The sequence below is a fragment of the Planctomycetota bacterium genome (assembly GCA_035574235.1).
Lineage (GTDB): Bacteria > Planctomycetota > MHYJ01 > MHYJ01 > JACPRB01 > DATLZA01.
In genome coordinates, this window is record DATLZA010000076.1 from 1 (window position 1) to 21,972 (window position 21,972).

A 21,972-nucleotide genomic window follows, 5' to 3' on the forward strand; every position below is an offset into this window, starting at 1 on the left:
CCGGGCTCGCTTCGCTCGCCGAGGGTGAGGGCGCGCGAAGAGGAAAAACTATGGGTTTAAAGAAAATGAGGAGCGGGACCACGTTGATCCGGTCGGAGGACTGAGATATTCGGTGGCCCTAAAAATGGGGAGCACCCCCGACGGATACGGTATGAGCCCATCCGAGAACCAAGCGAAAGACTATCGCGCCCGCATTTACGAGCGATACGCGAGCCGCTTCCAGGATGCTCCCGCTGCTCCCGACCCGGCGGCCGCGCGGCGCTGGGGGCGCGCCTATCGCCATTATCTGCGCGGCTGGCTGCCCTCCCGGCCGGATGCGCACATCCTGGATCTGGCGTGCGGATACGGTCGATTGCTCCAATTCTATTGCGATATGGGCTACACCAATGTCTACGGTGTGGACGTCAGCCCCGAGCAAGTGGCCCACGCGCGGAAGGTCACCCCCCAGGTCACTGAATCCGATGCCCTGGATTTCCTAGCCGAACATCCGGGTCGATTCGATCTGATCTCCGGTCTGGACATCGTCGAGCACTTCCGTAAAGACGAGGTGCTCCGTTTTCTCGATTTGTGCTACGCCGCCCTGAGACCCGGCGGGCGACTGATTCTCCAGACACCCAATGCAGACAGCCCGTGGGGAACCCAGCATCGTTACAACGATTTTACACACGAGGTTATCTTCAATCAGAACGCCCTATCGCGCCTCATGAACCTTACGGGATTCGAAGCCGTCGTGGCGCGGGAGCAGGGTCCGATTCCCTGGGGCTATAGCCTTGCGTCGACGGTACGCTGGTGTCTCTGGCAGTTGATCCGCGCGGGGCTCCTGGCGTGGAATCTCGTTGAAACGGGCGATGCGGGAAGCGGGGTGCTTACGCGGATCTTTATAATTTCTGGTCAGAGGGGGCCGTAGAACAAGATTTTCGGCAGAATGCACGAAACGGCATTCTTTACGCGGCGGCGCCCTTTGACCCGTCCCCCAGGAGCGTGCAGAACGGCCCAATTCAGATTCTTGATGATCGCGGGATTGAGATATTCGGTAGCCTTGAAATGGGCAGCACCTGAGACTTCTGAGATCCGTGTCGGTTGACCCTATGACGGTTCTGAATCATCTTATTCGGTGGATTCCTTCTTCCCTTCGATGGCGTATTGGTCGCACCCTTTATATGCATGCCCGGGGAGACATTCCGAACGACATGCGAACTAATGGTGAGCTTTTTCTGCAGCGCCGCGTACTCGACCTGAACCTGCGCAAACCGAACGTTCAGCGACGTCTTGTACTCCTTGACGTGGGGGCGAACCTCGGCGATTGGACTGCATATGCCTTGGCTCATATCGATCGTCATTGGGGCTCCGACTGCCCCGTATCAATAATCGCTTTTGAGCCTGACCCTGCGGCGGCCGAACATCTGAGGCATCGCTTTCAAGCCAGAAGAGAAGTCCGGATCGAACAGATTGCGCTTTCATCACGAAGCGGTACGGCCGCTTTTTTCCGCACCGGGAGCGCACGCGGAACGAATTCACTCTATCCCGCAAGTAACGAACCCCTCGACATTCTTTCCATTCGAACTGAAGCGGTTTCTTCCTATTGTGCAAACAGAGGTATAGACCGCATCGACTTGATGAAGGTGGATGCGGAAGGACACGACTGCGAGGTTATTCTGGGCGCGAAGGAGCTTTTGCAGACGGAACGGATCACGCTCCTTCAATTCGAATACAACCACCGATGGATTTTTGCGCGTCGATTTCTAAAGGACGTTTTCGAAATCATCGGATCCTTACCATATTCCCTCGGCAAGCTTCAATCGGACCACGTGCTGATTTTCGATGCCTGGCATTTCGAACTGGAGCGCTTCTTCGAAGGCAACTATGTTCTGATTCACGAACGCGCCGCTGGATGGCTTCCCGCGCGCAAGCTGGTCTGGGATAAATCGAATACCGCGAAAATACGGTCCTTGGTTTAGCGCGCGAGCGTCGGAAATGCGTGTTCTTTATATCGGACAACTCTGGAAAGGAGGCACGTGCCTCGCACGCGCGGAAGCGCTGCGTGAACATGGCTGGAACGTCATACCGTTCGACATCACCCCTTACCTTAACCACAGATTCACGATTTGGTCTGCCGTCCAGAACAGATTCCTCTTAGGACCGCACGTCGCGCGTTTCAACGCTGATGTCTTGAGGGCCGCACATGAGTACGGCCGTCTCGACTTCGTTTGGGTGGATAAGGGGCGTTGGCTGTGGAGTTCCACCCTACGTGAGCTTAAGCGTGTTTCGGGAGGCCTCGCAATACACTACACTCCGGATCCCGCCTTCATCGTCCACACAAGCCGCCATTTCAACGCGTGCATTCCATTCTATGACCTTTGTATCACCACGAAGCGTTACGAGATTAACACATATCGGGAAAAGGGAGCGTCGAACGTTGTGTTTGCATGGCAAGGAATAGATGACCGGTTCGTACGTCTCGCAGAATGCGCGCGGACGGAGGGACGCCGCTTTGATTTGGTCTTCGTGGGTCATGCGGAGGCACACTATGTCTCGCATCTAAGGGCGGCTCGCATGGTCACCAGAAATATGCGCGTTCAGGGCCCTGGTTGGGAGCGCCTGGCCAAAAGGGAGCCGGATTGGATGCCTGTTGTCGGCCCCCCGGTATGGGGAGATCTTATGACGAGAACGCTGGCCGAAGGAAAGATTGGCATCGGACTCTTGTCAAAATTGTGTCCGGACACGTTCACTACGCGTTCGTTCGAAATCCCTGGAGCAGGGGCCATGCTCCTCGCCGAACGAACTCGCGACCACCTGGAAATCTTCGAGGAAAATCACGAAGCTGTGTTCTTCAGCTCAAAGGAAGAAATGCTGGCTAAGTTGTCCCACTATGTGAAGAATGAATCCGCGCGCCGCCGTATCGCGGAAGCCGGCCGTACCCGTGTTTTAAAATCGTTTCTTTGGCGCGACGTGCTCGCTTCCGTCATTCGTCATATCGAGCAACTGAGACATGCCTCTTAACATTGCGCCTAGACCGGATAATCCGATCCCCGGCCATTCGCACCGCTTCATGCTCGCGTATACGACAGGAGCGATTGTTCTCTATGCCTGCCTTCTGGCGCATGGCGAACGTGATTTTATCCACTTTGGAAATGCGATCCTGCCACCGAGTTTGGGACTCATCTGTCTCTGGACGTGCTACCGCATGGTAAGGAAGGAGGCCTTAACCCTTTGCTCTCCCTTGCCATGGTTTCTCCTGGCTTGGTCAGTCTATTACGCCGTGGGGTCCCTCGTGTATGTCTACGGAAGCCCAGAAACGATTTCGTACCTCGACACATTATATCCTGTTGATCCACAGACTTTGCTCCGGACAAATCTCCTCAATGCTCTGGCCCTTCTGATTGTGGTTTCGACGGCAGCGCTCCTGCGAATATCACGCTCTTCTGGCAAGGATCCAGCCGTTCATCTCATTCATGACCCTTTCAAGGTAGCAATAGTCTTTCTTGCCATCGGAATGCCGGTCAAGTATCTCCTGGAGTGGCCCTATGTCGTCGGCTTGCTGGACTACACCCTTCCTGGAGCTATCCAGTACCTTGGAAGCCTCTCAGGCGTCGCTCAAATTCCCCTTGCCGTCGCTTCGACCGGGAAGCGCCGGCTAACCCGTTGGCTTCTTTGGGGAAACCTCACGCTGGAGCTCGCCTTCGGGGTTGCCATTCTTTCCAAACTTCACATTCTCCTTACGATCATATGGACCTGTCTCGGATTTCACTTCATCCGTCCCAACGTCCATCGTCTTATTCTCACTGGGGTTGTTTTGGCAATTATGTATGCCTTCCTGCTTTCGCCATTCGTCAACTTCGCAAGATCAATTTTGAATCACCCTTCCGCGCAGAACCTTGCCGAGGTCGCAGAGACGCTTGGCTTTTATGTATACGCGGGTGGCGAAACCACGCCCCACGCACTGTCGGGGGTACAAGGATGGTGGTCGAGACTATCCTATTCCAACGTCCAGGCATTTGCCATGGATCAATACGACCAAGGAGCAGCCGGCTGGACCTTCCATCGAATACCTTTCGTGTTCCTTCCAAGAGTTTTCCTTCACGACAAACCTATCATGACTCCAGGAAGAGAATTCACCTACACCTTGCGAGGAACAGAACATTCTTCGACTGGCCTCGGTTTTGCGGCTGAGGCGTATTGGCATGGTGGATGGCTTGCCGTCTTCTGCGTATGCGGATACGTCGGCCTTTTGTTTACCGTTTTGGGCAAAATCTGTTGGCACGCCGTACGGTCACACCGATGGCTGTATACCCCCGCTATTTGCAAGGCAATCCTGCTTGGACTCCGTCCGGATGATTGGTTTGTGCCTGCTTACATTGGAGGTGTACTTCATGTAGCCGTTATGACCCTCGTTTTGCACATTCTTTTCAGACGTCTTGTCTGCACGAACATACCGTCCCCCCGTCAACGAAGCCGTCGACTATCCCACGTCAACAAGCCTCTGGCGTTGTCCTGAAGACTGGAGTTCCGAAGCCATGCCCTGTTATTTGCAAATAGAATATTCGGATAAACTTTAAACCGGGCAGTGACAGGCGCGATGCGGATCGTCCATATCCTTCCCGCCCTGGGCATCGAAGCCTCGGGACCCGTCTATTCGGTCACCCGCCTCTGCGAAAGCCTCCGCGAGGAAGGCGCCGAATCCCAAATCGCCATCACCGACTATGTCCGGGGACTCTCTTTTCCAGACTACGTAAAGGTGTTCCCGCTGGGCTTCGGCCCGCGATCACTCTGCAGGTCACCCCGGATGGCGCGGTGGCTGCTCACCCAGGCCGTCCAGGACCGCCTCGACGTGATCCACAGTCATGGACTCTGGACCATGCCCAATGTGTATCCCGGAAGGGCACGAAGACGGTCCAACGCCAGACTCGTCGTATCACCGCGGGGAACCCTCTCTCCGTGGAGCCTGAACCACCATCGTATCCGCAAGCGCATTTTCTGGAAACTCCTCCAGTCCCAGGTCCTTGAGCGCGCCGATTGTCTGCACGCCACATCCGAGCAGGAATATCGGGATATACGCGCCCTCGGCTTTACCCAGCCCATCTGCATCATTCCGAACGGAATCGATATCCCCCCTCCGCGATCTTCTCCTCCGGCCAGCCCCCCCCTACTGCTTTTCCTGGGCCGACTCCATCCCAAGAAGGGAGTAGACCTGCTCCTCCAAGCCTGGCGGGAAGTACAAGACACATTCCCCGATTGGCGCCTGGTCATCGCAGGACCCGACAATGACGGATATCTCGCTACTCTCCAGGCCTTGGCCCGTTCGTTGAACCTGCAAAGAATCGTCTTTCCCGGCCCTCTCTATGGAGACGAAAAGCTTGCGGCCTACCGGGAAGCAAGCCTTTATGTGCTCCCGACGCATTCTGAGAATTTCGGTCTGACGGTTGCCGAAGCGCTCGCGGCAGGAACCCCCGTCATCACCACCAAGGGGGCCCCATGGGCCGAGCTTGTCCGTGAACACGCAGGATGGTGGATCGAGCCCACCGTGCAGTCCCTCGTGGATTGCCTTCGCGAGGCCCTCTCCCTTCCGGTTGAGCGCTTGATAGAGATGGGCGAGAAGGGCCGTCAGTGGATGGAACGAACTTACTCGTGGAAAACGCTTGCCCGCCGGACGCTTTCCACTTACCAATGGCTCCTTACCGGGGGCCCGCCGCCCGCCTGGGTCCGATGCTCGTGAAGGAGAAAACCTCAACGTCTCAAGAACCCGCCTGCCCCATTTGCGGCACGGCGGCACCCTCCCCGTTTCGCTTCCAACTCCTTCGCTGCACGACGTGCACCGTCATCCTGAACCCGGTCATTTATCGCTCCGGAACGGCGGAGATACTCAACGAAGAAACGTTCGGGGACGGGTATGAGCCTGAACGATCCTTCTGGGTCCGCTGGTTCAACTCCTGGAAAAACCGCCGGTACCTCGGATACCTGCGCGACCTCGGCGTCACCCAGGGAAGACTTCTCGAAGTGGGCGTGGGGAGCGGCTCGTTCCTGAGGGCCGCCCGCTCCGCAGGCTTCACGGTGACGGGATGCGATCTCTCAGAAACCGTCTGCAGACGCATCGAGGAACGATGGGGCATCCCCATGCACCGGGGAAGCCTCGACCTCCTGCCGCCCGCCCAGTGGGATGTCGTCGTCATGAATCACGTGCTGGAGCACGTGCAGGATCCCGTCGATTTCCTTCGAGCCGCCCGCCGGCGCCTCCGCCCTGGGGGCGTCCTCCACGTCGCCGTGCCCAACGTCGCATGCATCGAAGCCTTGTTCCCCGGATGGAACTGTTATCTGCCCTGCCATCTTTCATATTTCACGCCGCAGAGTTTGTCTCAAACGCTCCGGCGAGCGGGCTTCCAGGTGGAGCGGCGCCTCACCCATGAAAACTTTTCGACTTGGTTCCTCACGGGGCTGAGAACGCTTCTTGGCGTTTCTACCGCCTCCTCCCCTGCTCTGGCGGCGTCGCTGAGACGGGTCCCCTCCTGGTGGCCCCTGGTGGAGTTCCCGTACCGGCTCCTCATGGTCGGAACCGGCTTCCTAACGACGCCTCTCCGGAAACTTCAGTCGGCTTTCGAACGAGGCGATGAAGTCATCGCCCTGGCGAGAGCGTGATGACGACCTCTCCCCCCCCGCCGGCCGATGTGTCCGTCATCATCCTCACCTACAACGAGGAAGCCAACATCGCCCAGGCCCTTCGATCCGCGGCCGGATGGGCCCGGCAGATCTTCGTGGTCGATTCCTTCAGCACCGACCGCACCGTCGAAATCGCCCGATCGTTTCCCTGTGAAGTCGTGCAGCATCCCTTCGAGAACTATTCGAAGCAGAGAAACTTCGCCCTCTCCCATCTTCCCATCGGAACGGAATGGATTTTCTTCCTGGACGCCGACGAGTGGCTCCCGGAGACGCTCAAGGAGGAAATCCGGGAAACCATCCGGCGCGCTCCTCGGGAAAACGGATACTTCCTCAAGTGGCGCTTGATCTGGATGGGTCGCTGGATCCGGCGGGGTTACTACCCCACCTGGATCCTGCGCCTGGCCCGCCGCGGAAAAGTCCGCTGCGAAGACCGGCCCGTCAATGAACACCTCGTCGTCGAAGGCCCGACGGGATATCTGAAAAACGACTTCATCCATGAGGACCGCAAGGGAATCACCTCCTGGATCGCCAAACACAACGCTTATGCCGCCCGCGAAGCCGAAGAATTGCTCCGCCGAAGAACGGCCGATTTCACGGAGATCCCGGCCCGGTTCGGAGGAACCCAGGCCGAGCGCAAGCGATGGATCCGAAAGAGAATCTGGGAGCGCCTTCCCCCTCTCGTGCGCCCTTTCCTGTACTTCGGTTATCGCTACTTCCTGCGGGGCGGGTTCCTGGACGGCAAGGCCGCCTTCGTTTATCATTTTCTCCATGCCCTATGGTTCCCGCTCCTCATCGACGTGAAGTATCTGGAACTTCGGGCGCGCGCCGAAGCGCCCCCCCGGTCGCCCGACCGACCGTAATCTTCCTTCACGCCCCCCGCCCCTGACATGTGCGGCATCGCCGGCGCCTGGGGCCGTTTCGAATCCGACCTTGTCCCCCGGATGATCCGACGCCTCGCCCACCGCGGACCCGACGACGAAGGTATCTACCGCCCCTCCCGCCAATTCCTGACGCTTGGTCACCGGCGCCTCGCCATCCTTGACCGCTCCCCCGCCGGCCGGCAACCGATGGTCGACCCCTCCACGGGAACCTGCATCGTCTTCAACGGGGAAATCTACAACCATCCCGAGTGGCGGGAACGCCTCGAGAAAGATGGAGCCCGCTTCCAGGGGCGCTCCGATACCGAGGTCCTCCTGGCCCTTTATAGAGCGTACGGCCCGGGAATGCTGGACCTCCTCGAGGGAATGTTCGCCTTCGCCCTCTGGGATCCACGACGTGAGGAGCTTCTCCTGGCCCGCGACGGCTTCGGCGTCAAACCGCTTTACTTTACCGAGACTCCGAAAGGATTCCTCTTCGCGAGCGAAATCAAGGCGCTTCTGGAGGAACCCTCCGTCAACCGCGCTCCGGATCCCGTCGCCCTCGCCCAATACCTCACGTACCTCTGGTGCCCTTCGCCCCGCACCCCCTTCAGAGACATCCGCAAGCTTGAACCCGGAAAGGCCCTCCTTCTTCGAGACGCCGGAATACGCGAATCCTGGACCTTTTACGCACCGCCCGTCCATGCCCCGCGTTCCGGCGCCCCCCCCTCCGAGATCGCCGGACGCGTCCGCCAAACGCTCGATCAGGCCGTCCACAGGCAGATGATTTCGGACGTCCCGGTGGGGGCTTTCCTTTCCGGAGGGCTCGATTCATCCGCCATCGTCGCCCTTGCTCGAACCCATACGCCCGACCGGCTTCGCTGCTTTTCCATCGAACTCCCCGCCGAGGACGCCTCCGCCGAAGGAATAATCGACGACCTCCCCTACGCCCGCCGGGCGGCGGCCCATCTCGGAGTCGAGCTCCACACCCTTTCCGCCCGCTTCAACCTGGCCAACGAACTCGACCTCATGATTCGCACCCTCGAGGAACCCCAGGCCGATCCCGCCGCGCTTCACGTCTATTTCATCTCCTCCATCGCCCGCCGCTGCGGTGTCCCCGTCCTCCTCTCCGGGGCCGGGGGCGACGATCTCTTCACGGGCTATCGGCGGCACGAAGCGCTGGCCGCGGAGCGACTCTGGAGCTGGATGCCCCGCCCCTTCCGGCGCAGCCTCCAGACCGCCGTCGCCCTCCTGCCCGCCAAAGGGCTTCTCTCACGCCGAATCCGGCGCGCCCTCGGAAACGCGGGAGCGAAAGATCACCTCCGGCTCCTCACCTACTTCGAATGGTGTCCCGCCGACCTGGCGGCCGGCCTCCTGCATCCCGATCTGGCGCCCGACGTGACTCCCGAGGCCATTCGTGCCCCGCTCCAAACCTTCCTCGACGGCCTTCCGGACGCGTCCACGCCCCTGGATCGCATGCTCGCCCTCGAGCGCCGCTTCTTTCTGGCCGACCACAACCTCCTCTATACGGACAAAATGGCGATGGCCCATGGAATCGAAGTCCGCGTCCCCTTCCTCGACCGCGACGTGGCCGCCCTGGCGGCCTCTCTCCCGGACTCCTGCAAGATCCGCCGCGGCGTCACCAAATGGATCCTTCGAAAGGCCTTCGAAAACGACCTGCCCCGCGAGATCCTCCGGCGACCCAAGACCGGCTTCGGCGTCCCCCTGCGGCAGTGGCTTCGCGGCCCCCTCCGCGTCCCCCTGGACGAACTTCTGCACCCGGACACCCTTCGGCGCCGCCGGATCTTCAACCCGCAGGCGGTCTCGCGCCTGGTCTCAGCGGACCGGACCGGCCAGATCGACGCCGCCTATACGATCCTGAGCGTCCTGTGCATCGACCTCTGGTGGCGAAGATTCGTCGACGGCGGGCCCTGATATTCGTGCCCCCTTCCGAGGGATGGAAGTACAATTGCTGCGAAGCCGAGACGGAGGAGAGGAGCGTGCCGCCGCCCGAGTCCCCAGGAGACCGGGAAGATCGAACGATCCTTCAGGTCACCCATAACCCTCTGCGGGGACGGATCACCGTCTCCCGGGTGCCGCCGCCCGCCTGCCGGGCCGGGCATGTGCTCATCGCCAATGCCTGCTCCGTCCTCTCCCCCGGCACCGAACGGGCTGCGCTTGAACTGGGCAGAAAGTCCCTGCTCGGAAAGGCCCGCGAACGCCCCGATCAGGTCGCCCGCCTCCTTGAAAAGATCCGCACTGAAGGCCTCCGGCCCGCCTTGAGCCAGGCCTTCGACCGGCTCGATCAGCCTTCCCCTCTGGGCTACTCGTCCGCGGGCGTGGCCATCGCCTGCGGTGAAGGGGTCCCCGGGATCCGACCCGGTATGCGCGTCGCCTCCAACGGACCCCATGCGGGGCTCGTCTGCGTTCCCCGGAACCTCTGCGCTCCCGTCCCCGAGAACGTCCCGCTCGACCACGCGGCCTACGCGGTGATCGGCGCCATCGCCCTCCAGGGCGTGCGCCTTTCCCGCGTCGAGCTCGGGGATTCGGTCTATGTCATCGGACTGGGACTCGTCGGTCAACTCGCGGTCGCGCTGCTGAAAGCTTCCGGATGCCGCGTTTATGGAACCGACCTCGACCCCTGGAAATGCGAAGTCGCCCGGTCCCTCGGAGCCGACCGCGCCGCCGCCGATCTGGATGCGGCGGCCGTGCAGACGCTGACCGGAGGACTGGGCGCCGACGCCGTGCTCGTAACGGCGTCCACCCCTTCCGATGGCCCCATCGAACAGGCCGCCGCGGCGGTCCGTCCGAAGGGACGCGTCGTGGCCGTGGGAGCCGTCGGATTGAACGTTCCCCGCCGGCCGTTCTACTTCAAGGAAGCAGAGCTCGTCGTCTCCAAGTCCTACGGTCCCGGACGGTACGACCCCGAATACGAAGATCGCGGTCGGGACTACCCGCCGGCGTACGTCCGGTGGACCGAGCAGCGCAACATCCAGGCCGTCCTCGATCTCATGGCCGCAGGACGTCTGGATGTCAGCCCTTTGACGACCCACCGCTTCCCCATCGAGCGCGCCGAGGAAGCCTACGCGCTCCTGGAAAAAGGCTCGGCCCGAAGCCTCGGCGTTCTTCTCGAGTACCCGGCGCCCCCCGAGGCGCCTGCGCCCCCGCGTCACCTCCCCCTGCGCGCCGCTCCGAGTTCTAAAGCGCCGGCGGTGGGGTTCCTGGGCGCCGGGCAGTTCGCCCGCGCGGTGCTGCTGCCGACCCTGCGGAGCCTCGGATCCTTGCGTTTCAAGACCCTCTGCTCCCCGGGCCCGCTCGCCGCGATCGATGCCGCCGACAAGTTCGGCTTCGAAAGCGTCACGACCGATGAAGACGCCCTTTTTGCCGATCCCGAAATCAAGGCGATCTTCATCGCCACCCGCCACGATCAGCACGCCCGGCTCGCCATCCGGGCCCTGCGTGCGGGGAAACACGTCTTCGTGGAAAAACCTCTGGGCATCGCGCTCGAGGAGATCGAATCGGTCGAACGGGCCCTCGCCGAAGCCCCCTCGCCTCCTCCCCTTCTCATGGTCGGATTCAACCGCAGGTTCTCCCCTCTCTCCCGCGCGGTCCGCGAATTCTTCGCGGACACAGCCACTCCCCGAACCGTTTCCGTCCGCTTCAACGCGGGAACCCTTCCCCCCGGCCATTGGGCGGCCGACGACGCTATCGGAGGCGGACGGATCGTGGGAGAGGCCTGTCATGGGATCGATTTGGCCACATACCTCGTGGGCGCGCCGCCCGCCCGCGTTTTCGCCGAAGCCGTCCCGGGCGCCGACGACCGGTGCTTCATCACGCTGCGCCACACCGACGGCTCGGTCTCCTGCGTCGCCTACCTCTCGGGCGGCGACCGGGGGATACCCAAGGAGCGCGTCGAAGTCTTCGGCGGCGGACGCGTGGCCGTCATCGATGACTTCCGCGAGGCCTGCTTCTCGGTTGAGGGACGGATACGGAGGCAGCGACGTTGGAGACGTGACAAAGGCCACCGGGATGAACTCGCCGCGTTTGCTGAACTCATCCTCCGGGGCGGCGAAGCCCCCGTTTCCTGGCCGGAACTTCGAGCCGTCTCCCTGACGGCGCTTCTGGCCGTCCGCAGTCTCCGGGAGGGCGTTCCCCTCGACATTGCCTGAACATGGGCGCGCTGGATCGTTTGGCCTATTATCGGCGCATCTTCCGAGCCTACCTTCTGCCCGGGCGAAGCCAACTCACCTTCTGGCATGAGACCCCGACGATCACGCCCTCATGGGAACCCGGCCGCCTCGGCCCTTACCCGATGAGCTTCGAAGCCAAGGCGAACTACCCCGGCCCCTTCGATGAAAGGGGGATTCCTCTCCTCGATTACCGCGGCCGTCTTGGACCCCAATACAACCCCATCGCGGTCGCCCAGTACGGGCTCGGAAACCACAATCTTTTCCTGCTCGGACGCGAATCGGACCGGCTCCGGCGCGCCCTCGCCGCGGCCGACTGGCTCGTCGAAACCCTCTCGCGCGGTCCCCAAGGCCTGTGGCTCTGGCTTCATCACTTCGACTGGGACTACCGCGAAACGCTGCGGGCCCCCTGGAGATCCGGTCTTGCTCAGGGCCAGGGCATTTCCCTCCTCGTCCGGGCGCACCTCGAAACCGGCCGGGAAGAATACCTCGACGCCGCCCTCCGGGCGTTCGAGGCCCTTCGCGCCCCCGTGGACCGCGGGGGAACCCTCTTCATCGACGAACGCGGCGATCCCTGGATCGAAGAGTACATCGTCTCGCCGCCGACGCACATCCTCAACGGCTTCATGTGGGCCCTCTGGGGAGTCTACGACCTCCATCAACGGGCCCGCATTCCCGAGGCGTCCTCTCTGTGGGAACGGTGCATCGGAACTCTCCTGGCTCATCTTGGCCGTTACGACTGCGGTTTCTGGTCGCTTTATGAACAGTCCGGAACCTGGATGCGAATGCTGGCCAGCCCGTTCTACCACCGCCTCCACATTGTGCAGCTCCGGATCATGCACCGCCTCACGAACGAACCCCTGTTTCGGAAGACGGCCGACCGATGGGAAGGGTACGCCTGCAATCCGTGGAACCGCCGGCGCGCCCGCTTGCAAAAGGCGATTTTCAAGCTTCTTTACTACTAAAGAACAGACCGATACGATAATCGCATGTCCGTCGCCGCCCGGAAAAGATACAGCAGCGCCGACCTATGGAAATTTCCCGAAGACGGGAATCGCCATGAGATCATTCGAGGGGAATGGATCATGACGCCCCCTCCGAATGTCCCCCATCAGACCGTCGTGCTCAATATCCAGGTTCTCCTGGCCAATCACGTCCGTCCCCGCCGTCTCGGGAGGGTGCTGGGCGCCCCGGTCGCCGTCATCCTCTCCGAAAAGGACGCCGTCCAGCCGGATGTCCTTTTCGTCTCCCGGGAGCGCGCCGCACGCGTCCGCAAGGATGCCGTCCGCGGCGCCCCCGACCTCGTCGTCGAAGTTCTTTCCCCCTCGACGGCCGCCGTCGACCGCGGTCGGAAGCTCGCCCTCTATGACAAAGCGGGAGTCCGGGAGTACTGGATCGTCGACCCTGCCGACCGAACGGTCGAAATCCACCAGTTTCTTCCCACCCGCCGCCTGCGGGTCTTCCAGAAGGGGCAATCCTTCGAGCCGTCCGTTCTGCCGGGCTTGTCCGTGAAGGTTTCCGAGATCTTCGACTCGCTCCGTTGAAGATCCTGTACGTCTCCCAGTACTTCCCCCCGGAAATCGGCGCCCCTTCGGCCCGGGTGTTCGAACTCTCGCGGGAATGGGTCCGCCGCGGCCATTCGGTGACCGTACTGACGGCCTTCGCCCACCATCCCACGGGGATCAAGGCCGAACGCGACCGCGGCGTCCTCACACGCCGCGAACGCGTCGAAGGCATCGAGGTCGTTCGCACCTACGTTTACGCGGCGCCCAACCGGGGAACCGTCCGGCGCATGACGTCCTACGCCTCGTTCATGGCGTCCGCCGTTCTCATCGGAGGGTGCCGCATCCGCCGCCCGGATGTCGTCATCGGAACCTCGCCTCAGCTTCTCTGCGCCGTGGCCGCCCGCACGATCGCCGCCGCCTATGGCAGTCCGTTCGTTTTCGAAGTCCGAGACCTCTGGCCGGAATCGATCCTCGCCGTCGAAGCCATGCGGCAGAACCTGATCGTTCGCGCCCTTAAGGGCGTGGCCCGTGGACTTTACGGGCGCGCCGATCGAATCGTGACCGTCGGAGAAGGCTACCGGCGCCGGATTCACGATCTGTACGGCATCCCTCTGGACCGAATGGACGTCGTCCCCAACGGCGTCGACTTCGGACTCTTCCGGCCGGGCCCACGGGATAACGACATCCGCCGCGAGCTCGGCTGGGAGGGGAGATTCGTCGTGCTTTACCTCGGGACCCACGGCATGGCCCACGCGCTCGACAAGGTCCTCGAGGCGGCCCGACTTCTGCGCGCGGAGGCTCGAATCCTCTTCGCCTTCGTGGGGGACGGGGCGGAGAAGGAATCGCTCCGACGTCGCGCCGCGGAACTGGGGCTTCCCAACGTCCGCTTCATCGAGGCGCAACCGAAGTCCCGGGTCCCCCCCTTCTACGCCGCCTGCGACCTGGGACTCGTGACCCTCCGACGGGCCGAACTCTTCCAGGATGTGCTTCCTTCGAAGATCTTCGAATATCTGGCCATGGAGCGCCCGATCGTCCTGAGCGTCGGCGGCGAAGCGCGGGCTCTCGTGGAAGAAGCCGGGGCCGGCGAGTACGTCCCGCCGGAGAACCCGGAGGCGCTGGCGGACGCCGTGCGCCGCCTGGCCGCCGACCGCGACCGCCTGGAGCGGATGGGACGGCGGGGCCGGGACTACGTGCTGGCCCGCTTCGACCGCGCCCGGCTCGCGGAACGCTATCTCCAAATCCTGGAAGCGCTCACCGCCTGAGATACTTCCGTTCCAGAACCCTGATCAGCCGTTCCGCGGAGCGACCATCCCAAAGGGGAGGCGTGCGACGGGGAGGAACGTCCCCCGCCAGAATCCGCTCCACATGATCCAGGATCCGGCCCGGATCGGTACCGGCCAATCGATTCGTGCCGTGCGTGATCGTCACGGGACGTTCCGTGTTTTCCCGGAGCGTGAGGCACGGCACCCCGAGAACCGTGGTTTCCTCCTGCACTCCACCGGAATCCGTCAGAACGACCCGCGCTCGGGACTGAAGCTTGAGGAAGTCGAAATACCCGAGCGGCTCCGTCAGCACCAGTCCGTTCCGGCTTCGGGGTGCCGAAGATCCATGGCCCACGCGGTCTTTCCGGCTCCACAGTCCGATCCGCAGCCCGCTCTTCCACGTCCGGGGATGGATGGGAAACACCACGGACAACCGCCCGCTGAGCTTCCGCAACACGGCCACGAGATCCGAAAGCTTCTCCTCCGAGTCCACGTTGGACGGGCGGTGAAGCGTAACCAACGCATAGCTGCGGTCCCGGAGTCCGAGAGTCTTCAGAATGTTCGATCCGGCCGCCTTCTTTCGAAAGCGTCGGAGCGTGTCGATCATGAGATTTCCCACCCGGACGATCCGCTCCGGCGGGACTCCCTCGCGCCGGAGGTTTCGGTCGGCGTCCGCCGACGGTGTAAAACAGTAGTCCGAAACGGCGTCGGTCAGCCGCCGATTCACCTCCTCCGGCATCGAATCATCGAAACTGCGAAGCCCCGCTTCAATGTGACCGACGGGCAGGCCCATCTTGTGGGCCGTGAGGGCCGCGGCGAGCGTCGAATTGACGTCCCCCGCCACCAACACCAGCCGCGGTCGAAGCTTTCGCAAAACCGGCACCAGGCGGGTCATGATCCGGGCGATCTGCTCGGCGGCGTCGCCGGACCCCGCCCCCAGGTGGTACTCCGGGTCGGGAAGGGCAAGCTCGCGGAAAAAAGGGTCCGACATGGCCGCGTAGTGCTGACCGGTATGCACTAAGTGGAAGCGAAAACCCGGATGGCGCCGAAGAAGACGCGCGACGGGCGCCATCTTCATGAAGTTGGGACGGGCGCCGACGACGCCGACGATCGGGACCCGGCTCATGCCCCCCTGGCCCTCCGCTCCTTCTCAAACCACGCCTGGAACATGAGAACGCTCCACAGCGCGGAATGCCGGTCGGCCCTGCCCGAGATATGATCGAACCATATCCTCCGCACCCGCCGCGGATTCAAAAACCCCTCCCGGCACAACCGATCCGGATCCAGAAGATCCTCGGCCCACTCCCGAAGCGGGCCGCGAAGCCACTCCCCCATCGGAACCCCGAAACCCATCTTCGGCCGTTCCACAAGCTCCGGCGCAACATACCGGTAGAGGATCCGGCGGAGAAGCCATTTCGAGCGCCCCTCGCGGACCTTCAGAGACTCCGGAAGCGCCACGGCCCACTCGACCAGCCGATGATCCAGAAAAGGCGTCCGCACCTCGAGCGCCACCGCCATCGAGGCCCGGTCCACCTTGACGAGGATATCATCCGGAAGGTACGTCCGCAGGTCGATCCGCGTCATGATCTCCAGCGGCGACGCTCCGTCAGGCCCGCCCCCGAAAGCTTCCACCGCCGCCGGACGCGCCCCCGGAACGGCCTCCAAAGCCTCTTTCCATGGCGAGACCAGATCGTCGTAGAGCTCCTCGAAACGGCGGAACCTCAGGACCCCCGCCACGCGCTTCATCCGCAGCCGGCTGCCCCGCCGCGCGAGCCGCGGCGCCAGAGCCTCCAGAGCGCGACCCGCCCAGACGTCCAGATCCTCCGGCCACACCGCATCGACAAGCGTCGCCACGCCCCGGCGAACCAGGCGCGGAATCCGCCGGACCTTCCGCCAGAGAAATTCCGCCACCGCGTAGCGCGCGTATCCCCCGAAAAGCTCGTCCCCTCCGTCCCCCGACAGCGTCACGGTCACATGCCGCCGCGCCAGCTGCGAGACGAGAAACGTGGGAATCTGCGACGAGTCGGCGAACGGCTCGTCGTAGATCTCCGGAAGGCGCGGGATCGCCCCACGCGCCTCCGCCGGCGTGACATAGAGCTCCGTGTGGTCGGTCCCCAGATGGCGCGCGACGCGCCGCGCCGCCCCCGCTTCGTCGTACCCCTCTTCGCGGAATCCGATCGTGAAGGTGCGCACGCGCCCGCCCGCCAGGCGCCCCATGAGCGCCACGACCGTGCTCGAATCGATCCCCCCCGAGAGAAACGCCCCCAGGGGGACGTCCGACTCGAGACGAAGGCGCACCGAATCCAGAAGCAGCCCTTCCAGCCGCTCCTCCGCCTCCCGGAGGCCGCCCTCCGAAAGGTCCTTTCGCCCGTCGCCCGTCGCAGGCGGCCCGAACGACCAGTAGGGACGCTCCTGAAAACGAATGTCCCCGGACGGACGGTCCGCGACCAGGAGATGGCCTGGCCTGAGCTTGAAGACCCCCGCGTAAATGCTCCAGGGCGCCGGGACGTAGCCGTATTTGAGATAAAGCGCAAGGGCGTCGCGATTCACCGTCCCTGAAAAACGCGGCCACGCCCGGAACGCCTTGAGCTCCGAAGCGAAAAGAAAGGCCTCTCCGACTTTGCCGTAATAGAGCGGCTTCTCCCCCACCCGGTCGCGCGCCAGCCACAGCCGCTCTTCCCTTCGGTCCCACAGCCCGAAGGCGAACATCCCGTTGAAGCGCTCCAGCGCGCCCTCCACCCCCCACTCCACCACGGCGGCCAGAAGGACTTCCGTGTCCGACGTTCCCCGGAAGCGATGCCCCTTTATCTCGAGCTCCGCGCGGAGGGAACGGAAATTATAGATCTCCCCGTTGAAGGTCACCACGTACCGCCCGTCCGCGGACTCCATGGGCTGCCGGCCGAGCGGCGAAAGGTCCAGGACGGAAAGGCGCCGGTGTCCCAGATGAACGGCCCTCGGCGCGTCCGTCCACGCTCCGGCGTCGTCCGGTCCCCGATGGGCGAGCGACTCCCGCATCGCCCGAAGGAGGCCTTCCTCCGGAAGCGGGCGCCCCGGGATCCCTAACGCGCCGCAGATTCCGCACATCGGGGTGCCCCGCCCTCTTCAGCGCGCGCGCGGCGGGCGGACCGAACGCCCCGCGCCAGCTTCTCGTAAAGATCCTCGTACTGATGCACGATTTTCCCGAGATCGTAGAGCGCCGCCACCCGCTCCCGCCCCAGACGGCCGAGGCGTTCCCGTCCTTCGCGGCCAGCTTCGAGCAACTCCCGCCATGCAGCCGCCAGAGCCTCCGGATCCCGGGGAGGGACGATGATTCCCGCCTCACCTACGATATCCCGGCAGTCCCCCACGTCCGTCGCCACCACCGGCACCCCGCAGGCCATCGCCTCCCCGATCACGTTCGGGAAGCCCTCCACATGCGACACCAGCGCCGCGACGTCCAGGCCGGCGGTCACGTCGGGCATATCGCGGCGTTCCCCCAGAAGGTGCACCCATCCGCTCAACCCTCGGGCTTCGATTTCCGAGACGAGAACCCCGTTGTCGGCCGACATCCCGGGACCGCAGAGCAGAAAATGAGCTCCCGAGCGCAACCGGACCAGCCGGGCGGCCGCTTCCAGGAACGTCCCGTGATCCTTCTCTCGAGGCGTGAACCTCGCGATCATGCCGATAAGCCCGGTCTCCGGGGCCAGGCGAAGAGACTCGCGCAGCTTCGCCCTCGCGTCTTCGCTCGGGCGGAATCGCTCGAGATCAAAGCCGTTCGGAATCACCCTCATGTCGCGCGCGCGGTACCCGAGCCGGAGATGCGAATCGCGCGCCCGAAGGGAATTGAAGATGATGACGTCCGGCACGTGCCTGGAAAAAAGAGCGCACGCCCTCGCGGATGCCCGGGCCTTCAGGGAAAAGGACGCCCCTCGAAAGTCACACCGCACATTCCATGCGACCGCAGCCGCCGGAAGCAACGCCTTGAGCGGAACGGTCAGCATGTTCCCATGGTACATCCAACCCTGTACGACGTCCGGACGCGTTCCCTCCGCCCATCGCGCCCGGCCGATTCCTGGAAACCCCACTTTTATCCCGAGCGCCCGGATTCTCTCCGACATCGGCGGGTCGGCGGTCACGGTCATCACGGAGCATTGGAATCGCCGCCGGTCCATCCTCTCCAGAAGCTTAAGAAGCATCATCTCGGCCCCGCCCGTGCGAAGGTACGGAATCAGATGAACGATGCGTACGGCCCCCTCAGCCATCCGATCCTCTCACACAGCGCTCCTCTCCGGCGCGGACCGATCTGCGCCCCCTTCCCTCCGCAGAAGATTCATCGCGATGCGGAAAAGGCCCCACCTCTTCAACGGCCTGCCGATCAGGAGCCCCACCTTCGCCACCACCCCGCCCCCGACCGGACATATTTCCGAAACCTGGCCCACGAACCGAACGCGCTCGGCGGGCGAATCTCCGCAATCCTCCAGCCCGTAGGAAAGCAGGCGAGCCAGACAACGACGCCGGACCGCCCGGATCCACGCCTCCGCTTCCGCCCGTCGCTCAGGACGGTTTTCGGCGACGGAGGAGGCGTACCTCGACAGATTTCGGAACACCGCGACCGTGCCCGAGCCCAGACCCGCACTCGCCGACCCTTGCCGGGCGTGCCGCCGGTAACGCATCAACGGCGTCGGGATGTATCCTACATCCCACCGCTCCGCCATCTTCAGCCAGGTCAGATAGTCTCCCCCGCGGGGATCGACGCCCGCATCGAAGCCGATCGGCTCCAGAGCGATCTTCCGGTACATCACCGACGGACAGGTGATGAACGAACCCGCGCGCCGCATCAGATCGCGGATAAAGGCTTTCCCCGGAATAACCCCGCCGACCCTTCGGGCCGAAGACGACCCCCGAACCTCGCCCCGCTCATCGATGATCCAGTATCCCGTCCCGACGAACCCGACGGACGGATGCCGGTCCAGGAATTCGATCTGACGATCCAGAATCTCCGGCTCGTAGAGGTCGTCGTCGTGAAAAATGGCCAGGTAGTCGGCGCCGCCGGCCGCCTCGATGCAGCGGTTCCAGTTGGCGTGCGGATGCACGCGCTCCTCGTACCGGACGTAGCGGAGGCGCGCATCCTCCTTGAGGAGTTTGGAGATCTCCGTCCGGGTCTCGTCGCCGGATGCGTTGTCCACCACGACCACGCGCACATCCCGGCGTGGATTGCGCAAAATCGATTGAAGCGCCTGGCGGAGCAGGGACCATCGGCCGATCGTGGGAAAGGCGACCGTGACCCGCACAGGCTGGAGATCCGCCACCTCCCCCTCACCAATTCCTGACGCGACGGGACGTCTCGAAGCCCGGCGTCCCGGCGTCACCGCCCGGCGTACGCCCCGTACGGCGAATAATAGTACCCATACCCCGGCGCGCCGGAGGCGGCGTTCAGCACCGCCCCCAGCACCGGCGCTCCCATCCCCGCCAGACGCTTGCGCGCCGCCTGCGCCGCCCCGCGGCCCGTGCGACCCTGCCGCGCCACCAGCACCACGCCGTCCGCCCGCCGCGCCACCAGCGCCGCCTCCGATACCTCGTTCACCGGCGCCGAGTCCACCAGCACCCAGTCGTACCGGCCCCGCGCCGCCCGCAGCGCCGCCTCGAACGCCGCCGCCCCCGCCAGCTCCGCCGCCCCCCGCGTCCCCTCCCGCGCCCCCAGAACGTCCACCCCCGGAAGACGGCTCGCCTGCACCGCCTCCTCGAACGCCGCCGCCCCCCGCAGCACCTCCTCCAGGCCCGGCCCCTCCGCCCCCCCGATCAGACGCCGCTGCGAGGGACGCCGCAAATCCGCATCCAGCACCAGCACCCGCCGGCCCTCCATCGCCAGGACCCGCGCCAGATTCGCCGCCACCGTGGACTTCCCCTCGCTCGCGTTCGGCGAAAGCACCGCCACCACCCGCCCGCCCGGAACGCCCTCCAGACGCGTCACCAGCTCCGCCCGCAACGTCCGGAACGCCTCCAGCTCCGGAAGCGGCGCCCCCTCGTCCAGAAGCACCGGCGCCTCCCCCGCCTTCGCCCCCCCCGAAAGACGCGGCACCACCGCCAGAACCTCCAGCCCCAGGAACCCCTCCACCTCCCGCGGCGACTGGATCCGGTCGTCCACCTGCTCCGTCACGAACACCGCCGCCACGCCGAGCATCAGCCCCACCAGCCCCCCGAGCGCCAGATTCATCGGCACATTCGGCTTGTACGGAACCTTCGGCACCGCGGCCGCGTCCACCACCCAGACGCTCGCCAGACCCGCCCGCGACGTGGCCGTCGTCTCCCCCTGCTTCTTGAGATAGGCGTTGTAGACTTCCTTCGCCGAGGCGAGCTCCGTCTCGAGCCTCCGGAACTCCGTCAGGCGCCGCCCCGCCTCCGCCATCTCGCGCTCCACCGCCCCGCGCTCCTCCTCCAGCGCCCGCTCCTCCAGCTCCGCCTTCCGCAGATCCGTCTCGAGCGCCTGAAGCGTCCCCTCGATCGACTCCCGCACCTTCGCCTCGATCGACCGCAGCTCCTCCTCGAGCTCCAGGATCGCCGGATGCCGGTCCTTGTAGAGCTTGCGCGCCTTGCCGAGATCCGCCGACACCTTCGCCCGCTGCTGAATCAGCGGCTCCAGACTCCGCGTCGAATGAAAGGCCGGATTGAAAAGCCCCGAGACGCCGTCCGCCCCGTACGACGCCAGCGCGTCCCGCTCCGCCCGGAGCTGCGCCCGCCGGAGCCGCAGATCCGCCCGCCGCGCGTCCACCTTGCGCCACGTCTCGACGAGCGACTTGTAGTGCTCCTGAAAATCGATGAACCCCGCGCCCTCCTGGAACTCCCGCAGCGCCCGGTCCGCCTCCTCCACCTTCGACCGCAGCGACGGCAACGCCTCCTTCGAAAGCGCCTCCATGGCGCCCGTCTTGAGCTCCCGCAGCCGCCGGTTGGCGTCCTCGAGATAGAGCGAAACGAGCGTGTTGACGATCCGCGCCGCCTTCGCGCCGTCCTCGTCGATGAAGCCCACCTTCAAGATGAAACTCGTGCGCACCTTCTCGATGTCCAGGCGCCGGACGAACTCCCGGATCGGATCCTCCTTCCCGCGGAACTCCCGATCCACGTCCGGAAGCGTTTTCAGCACCGCCTGCACCAGCGACGGACTCGTCAGGATCTGCTCCTGCGTGCGGTAATAGTTCTCCCACATGAGGCGGCTGGCCAGCATCGCCGGCTCGCTCGACTCGGAACCCGACAGCACGGGAGTCTCCGGCCGGATCTCGAGCGTCGCCTGCGGGCGGTAGAGCCGCGGAGAGGTGAACGTCCAGACCGCCGTCGCCCCCACCGCCGCCGCCCACACGAGCGCCAGAAGCCTCCACCGGCGCCGCAGGATGAGAAGGACCTGGACGAGCCCCACGCCCTCCGCCGCCGGAAGCGTCCCCGCGGGAACTTCCGCCGCTCCGGACTCCACGGGTTGAACCATCGCTGCGCTCTATCCTGCCCTCACGGGAACGAAAAACAATATCACGCCCGCCGCGTC

The 21,972-nt window shown here is 64.0% G+C and carries 17 protein-coding genes; 12 read left to right on the forward strand and 5 right to left on the reverse strand.

Features of this window, described 5'->3' with window-relative positions; all coding sequences use genetic code 11:
• Positions 1 to 151: 151 nt before the first annotated feature.
• From VNO22_06320 to VNO22_06375, 12 genes are all read left to right on the forward strand, one after another.
• Entirely contained in the window at positions 152 to 907 is a 756-nt protein-coding gene (locus VNO22_06320) for a class I SAM-dependent methyltransferase (protein HXG60966.1), read from the forward strand.
• Positions 908 to 1,088: 181 nt separating this feature from the next.
• Complete coding sequence (locus VNO22_06325) at positions 1,089 to 1,958, forward strand: FkbM family methyltransferase (protein HXG60967.1); 870 nt, start codon at positions 1,089 to 1,091, stop codon at positions 1,956 to 1,958.
• 700 nt (positions 1,959 to 2,658) lie between these two features.
• Positions 2,659 to 3,000: a glycosyltransferase gene (locus tag VNO22_06330; protein HXG60968.1), complete on the forward strand. Its 342-nt coding sequence runs from the start codon at positions 2,659 to 2,661 to the stop codon at positions 2,998 to 3,000.
• Positions 3,001 to 3,271: 271 nt separating this feature from the next.
• Entirely contained in the window at positions 3,272 to 4,495 is a 1,224-nt protein-coding gene (locus VNO22_06335) for a hypothetical protein (GenBank protein HXG60969.1), read from the forward strand.
• An 81-nt stretch (positions 4,496 to 4,576) separates the two neighbouring features.
• Positions 4,577 to 5,713, forward strand: a complete 1,137-nt coding sequence (locus VNO22_06340; protein HXG60970.1) for a glycosyltransferase — start codon at positions 4,577 to 4,579, stop codon at positions 5,711 to 5,713.
• Entirely contained in the window at positions 5,710 to 6,630 is a 921-nt protein-coding gene (locus VNO22_06345) for a class I SAM-dependent methyltransferase (protein HXG60971.1), read from the forward strand. The genes VNO22_06340 and VNO22_06345 overlap by 4 nt, the downstream gene beginning before the upstream one ends.
• Positions 6,630 to 7,511, forward strand: a complete 882-nt coding sequence (locus VNO22_06350) for a glycosyltransferase family 2 protein (protein HXG60972.1) — start codon at positions 6,630 to 6,632, stop codon at positions 7,509 to 7,511. Before VNO22_06345 ends, VNO22_06350 begins: the two co-directional genes overlap by 1 nt.
• A 27-nt stretch (positions 7,512 to 7,538) precedes the next feature.
• On the forward strand, positions 7,539 to 9,443 hold the full coding sequence (asnB, locus tag VNO22_06355; protein ID HXG60973.1) for an asparagine synthase (glutamine-hydrolyzing): 1,905 nt from the start codon (positions 7,539 to 7,541) through the stop codon (positions 9,441 to 9,443).
• A gap of 65 nt (positions 9,444 to 9,508) precedes the next feature.
• A complete protein-coding gene (locus VNO22_06360; protein ID HXG60974.1) occupies positions 9,509 to 11,677 on the forward strand; it encodes a bi-domain-containing oxidoreductase in 2,169 nt (722 codons plus the stop codon).
• A 143-nt stretch (positions 11,678 to 11,820) separates the two neighbouring features.
• Positions 11,821 to 12,660, forward strand: coding sequence for a D-glucuronyl C5-epimerase family protein (locus tag VNO22_06365; protein ID HXG60975.1), 840 nt, complete (start codon positions 11,821 to 11,823; stop codon positions 12,658 to 12,660).
• Positions 12,661 to 12,684: 24 nt separating this feature from the next.
• Positions 12,685 to 13,239 carry a Uma2 family endonuclease gene (locus tag VNO22_06370; GenBank protein HXG60976.1) on the forward strand — a complete coding sequence of 185 codons (555 nt, stop codon included), beginning with the start codon at positions 12,685 to 12,687 and terminating at the stop codon, positions 13,237 to 13,239.
• On the forward strand, positions 13,236 to 14,462 hold the full coding sequence (locus VNO22_06375; GenBank protein HXG60977.1) for a glycosyltransferase family 4 protein: 1,227 nt from the start codon (positions 13,236 to 13,238) through the stop codon (positions 14,460 to 14,462). Before VNO22_06370 ends, VNO22_06375 begins: the two co-directional genes overlap by 4 nt.
• Here VNO22_06375 and wecB read toward each other — a convergent pair.
• Genes wecB through VNO22_06400 form a run of 5 tightly spaced genes read right to left on the reverse strand, consistent with a single transcriptional unit; the run spans position 14,452 to position 21,915 of the window.
• A complete protein-coding gene (gene wecB / locus VNO22_06380; GenBank protein ID HXG60978.1) occupies positions 14,452 to 15,588 on the reverse strand; it encodes a UDP-N-acetylglucosamine 2-epimerase (non-hydrolyzing) in 1,137 nt (378 codons plus the stop codon). The genes VNO22_06375 and wecB overlap by 11 nt on opposite strands.
• Positions 15,585 to 17,546 carry an asparagine synthase (glutamine-hydrolyzing) gene (asnB, locus tag VNO22_06385; GenBank protein ID HXG60979.1) on the reverse strand — a complete coding sequence of 654 codons (1,962 nt, stop codon included), beginning with the start codon at positions 17,544 to 17,546 and terminating at the stop codon, positions 15,585 to 15,587. The genes wecB and asnB (VNO22_06385) overlap by 4 nt, the downstream gene beginning before the upstream one ends.
• Entirely contained in the window at positions 17,522 to 18,703 is a 1,182-nt protein-coding gene (locus VNO22_06390) for a glycosyltransferase (GenBank protein HXG60980.1), read from the reverse strand. The genes asnB (VNO22_06385) and VNO22_06390 overlap by 25 nt, the downstream gene beginning before the upstream one ends.
• Before the next feature lie 9 nt (positions 18,704 to 18,712).
• A complete protein-coding gene (locus VNO22_06395) occupies positions 18,713 to 19,750 on the reverse strand; it encodes a glycosyltransferase family 2 protein (GenBank protein HXG60981.1) in 1,038 nt (345 codons plus the stop codon).
• Between the two features lie 56 nt (positions 19,751 to 19,806).
• A complete protein-coding gene (locus tag VNO22_06400) occupies positions 19,807 to 21,915 on the reverse strand; it encodes a polysaccharide biosynthesis tyrosine autokinase (GenBank protein HXG60982.1) in 2,109 nt (702 codons plus the stop codon).
• Between the last annotated feature and the right edge of the window lie 57 nt (positions 21,916 to 21,972).

Bases quoted from the DNA above. Each gene is read 5' to 3' on its own strand.
- VNO22_06320 (HXG60966.1), top strand. From the start codon at position 152: ATGAGCCCATCCGAGAACCAAGCGAAAGACTATCGCGCCCGCATTTAC.
- VNO22_06325 (HXG60967.1), top strand. From the start codon at position 1,089: ATGACGGTTCTGAATCATCTTATTCGGTGGATTCCTTCTTCCCTTCGA.
- VNO22_06330 (HXG60968.1), top strand. From the start codon at position 2,659: ATGACGAGAACGCTGGCCGAAGGAAAGATTGGCATCGGACTCTTGTCA.
- VNO22_06340 (HXG60970.1), top strand. From the start codon at position 4,577: ATGCGGATCGTCCATATCCTTCCCGCCCTGGGCATCGAAGCCTCGGGA.
- VNO22_06350 (HXG60972.1), top strand. From the start codon at position 6,630: ATGACGACCTCTCCCCCCCCGCCGGCCGATGTGTCCGTCATCATCCTC.
- asnB (HXG60973.1), top strand. From the start codon at position 7,539: ATGTGCGGCATCGCCGGCGCCTGGGGCCGTTTCGAATCCGACCTTGTC.
- VNO22_06365 (HXG60975.1), top strand. From the start codon at position 11,821: ATGAGCTTCGAAGCCAAGGCGAACTACCCCGGCCCCTTCGATGAAAGG.
- VNO22_06370 (HXG60976.1), top strand. From the start codon at position 12,685: ATGTCCGTCGCCGCCCGGAAAAGATACAGCAGCGCCGACCTATGGAAA.
- wecB (HXG60978.1), bottom strand. From the start codon at position 15,588: ATGAGCCGGGTCCCGATCGTCGGCGTCGTCGGCGCCCGTCCCAACTTC.
- asnB (HXG60979.1), bottom strand. From the start codon at position 17,546: ATGTGCGGAATCTGCGGCGCGTTAGGGATCCCGGGGCGCCCGCTTCCG.
- VNO22_06390 (HXG60980.1), bottom strand. From the start codon at position 18,703: ATGGCTGAGGGGGCCGTACGCATCGTTCATCTGATTCCGTACCTTCGC.
- VNO22_06400 (HXG60982.1), bottom strand. From the start codon at position 21,915: ATGGTTCAACCCGTGGAGTCCGGAGCGGCGGAAGTTCCCGCGGGGACG.